The following is a 2,613-nucleotide window of genomic DNA, read 5'->3' on the forward strand; positions in this document are numbered from 1 at the left end:
CGCACATCCATGCCGGTGGTCAACTCATCGAGCAGCAGCGCCGATTCCAGCTTCGGCCGGACCACCCGCTCAAGCTGCTCCGACGTCATCGACGCCAGCAGACCGTCGTCCAAAACGCCAGCCGCGTGTACGACGCCGACGAGCGGGGCGTCCAACGAGCTGATCAGCTCGGTCAGTTGCTCCCGGTCGGCCACGTCGCAGGCCATCACCTCCACCCGGCAGCCGGCGTCCGCCAGCTCCGCCGCCAGGTCTGCCGCGCCCGGGGCCCCCAGACCGCTGCGGGAGACCAGCACCAGGTGCCGGACACCGCCCTCGGTCGCCAAGTGGCGTGCCACCAGGGCGCCCAGGCCACCGGTGCCGCCGGTGACCAGTACCGCGCCGTCCGCGGCCGCCGGTGTGAGGGCGCCCAGCGTGGTGGACGCGGTGGCCTTCGCCAGGCGCGGCGCCAGCACCTGCCCGCCGCGCACCGCCACCTGCGGCTCGTCGGCGTGCAGGGTCAGCGCGGCCCAGTCCGGGGCCGCGCCGGCGATCTCGCCCGCCGGGTCGAGGTCCAGCAGGCCGAAGCGCCCGGGGTGCTCCGACTGCGCGCTGCGGACCAGGCCCCAGGCGGCGGCGGCCGCCACGTCCGGCGCCTCACCGGCCGTCGAGACCGCGCCCCGGCTGACCAGCACCAGGCGGGACTCGGCCAGCGCGTCGGCGGCCAGCCACTCCTGCACCAGCTCCAGTGTCCGCGCGGCCACCGCCTGCACGGACCCTGCCGCGTCGTCCGGGACCGCGGCGACCACCGTGCCCGGCACGGCGGTTCCCGCGGCCACCGCCGCGGTCAGTGCGGCCAGGTCGGCGAACTGCTCGCCTGCTCCGGTGAGTTCGCCGAGTGCGGCCACCTGCGGCCGGACGGCGTCCGCGGCCGGTGCGACGGGGCTCCAGTCGACGGTGTAGAGCGCTCCGGTGTCCGGCCGCCGCGCGCCTTCCAACTGGTTGCGGTCCACCGGCCGGAACGCCAACTGGTCGGCGCTGATGACGAGTTCGCCCTGCTCGTCGGTGATGTCGACGCGCAGCGTGGAGTCGGCGGTGGAGGTGATGCGGACCCGCACCCGGGAGCTGCCGGGTATGCCCAGCCGAACGCCCGACCAGGAGAAGGGCAGTTGGGCGGCGTGGTCCCCACCCTTGTCGAGCCAGGAGAGCCCGCTGTGGAGCGAGGAGTCCAGCAGCCCCGGGTGGATGCCGTACTGGCGGGCGGAGGAGACGTGCTCGTCGGGGAGGGCGGCTTCGGCGTAGACGTACTCGTCCTGCTCCCAGGCGGTGTGCAGGGCCTTGAAGGAGGGGCCGTAGTCGTAGCCGAGGCCGGCGAGGCGCTCGTAGAGGGCGTCCACCGCGACGGGTTCCGCGTCCTGCGGCGGCCAGGCGCGCGCCCAGTCCGTGTCGGCGGGCAGGCCGGCGTCGGGGGTCAGCGTGCCGCGGGCGTGGCAGATGGGCTGGGCCTGCTCCCGGCCCTCCTTCTCGCTCGGCGCGGTGTAGATCGCGAGGTCGCGGCGCCCGTCGTCGTCGGGGGCGCCGACGGTGACCTGGAGGTCGCGTGCCTCGTCCTCGGCGAGCAGCAGCGGGACCTGGAGGACGAGTTCCTCGACCACCGGGCAGTCCACCTTGCGGCCGGCGGCCAGTGCCAGTTCGGCCAGGGCCACGCCGGGGACGATGACCATGCCGAACACGGCGTGGTCCTGTGTCCAGGGCTGGGCCTCCGGCGAGACGCGGCCGGTGAGGACCCACTCGTCGCGGTCGCCGACCCGTACGGCCGCCGACAGCATCGGGTGCCCGAAGGCCGCGAGCCCGGCCCCGGTCAAGTCGCCGCCGCCCCCGGCGGCCACCGGCAGCCAGTACCGCGACCGCTGGAAGGCGTAGCCGGGCAGGTCCACCCGCTGGGCACCGGTCCCGGCGTAGAAGGCGGCCCAGTCCACGGTCGCGCCGGCCACGTGGGCCTCGGCCAGCGACATCGCGAACCGGCCGAGCCCGCCTTCGCCGCGGCGCAACGAGCCGACGACACGCACCAGTTCGCTGCCTTCGACCTCCTGCACCGTCTCGGTCACGGCCGAGACCAGCACGGGGTGCGGGGACATCTCCAGGAAGCGGCCGGCGCCCTGTCCGGCCAGGGCGCGGACGGCGGACTCGAATCCGACCTGGCCGCGCAGGTTCGCGTACCAGTAGGCGCCGTCCAGGCCCTCGGTCCCGATGAAGTCACCGGTCGCCGTGGAGTAGAAGGGAACGCGGCCCGGGCGGGGCGCCAACGGGGCCAGGACGTCGAGGAGTTCGTCCTCCATGATGCCGACCTGCGCCGAGTGCGACGCGTAGTCCACCGGCACCCGGCGGGCCCGCACCCCGGCGTGCTGCCACTGCTCGACCAGTTCCCCGAGCAGCTCGGCCTCACCGGAGACGACCACCGAGCGCGGGCTGTTGACCGCCGCGATGGACACCCGGCCCTCGTACGGTGCGATCAGCGCGGCGACCTCCTCGGCGGGCAGGCCCACCGACACCATCCCGCCCAGTCCGGCCAGCCGCTCCAGCACCAGCTTCGACCGCAGCGCCACCACCCGCGCCGCGTCCTCCAACGACAACCCG

The 2,613-nt window shown here is 74.9% G+C and carries 1 protein-coding gene; it reads right to left on the reverse strand.

Going from position 1 to position 2,613, the window contains the following annotated elements; all coding sequences use genetic code 11:
* The coding region (locus WA788_RS35190; protein ID WP_335984498.1) for an SDR family NAD(P)-dependent oxidoreductase at window positions 1-2,613 on the reverse strand (2,613 nt) is incomplete at both ends.

The organism is Streptomyces sp. CA2R106 (assembly GCF_037034245.1).
Classification (GTDB): Bacteria; Actinomycetota; Actinomycetes; order Streptomycetales; family Streptomycetaceae; genus Actinacidiphila.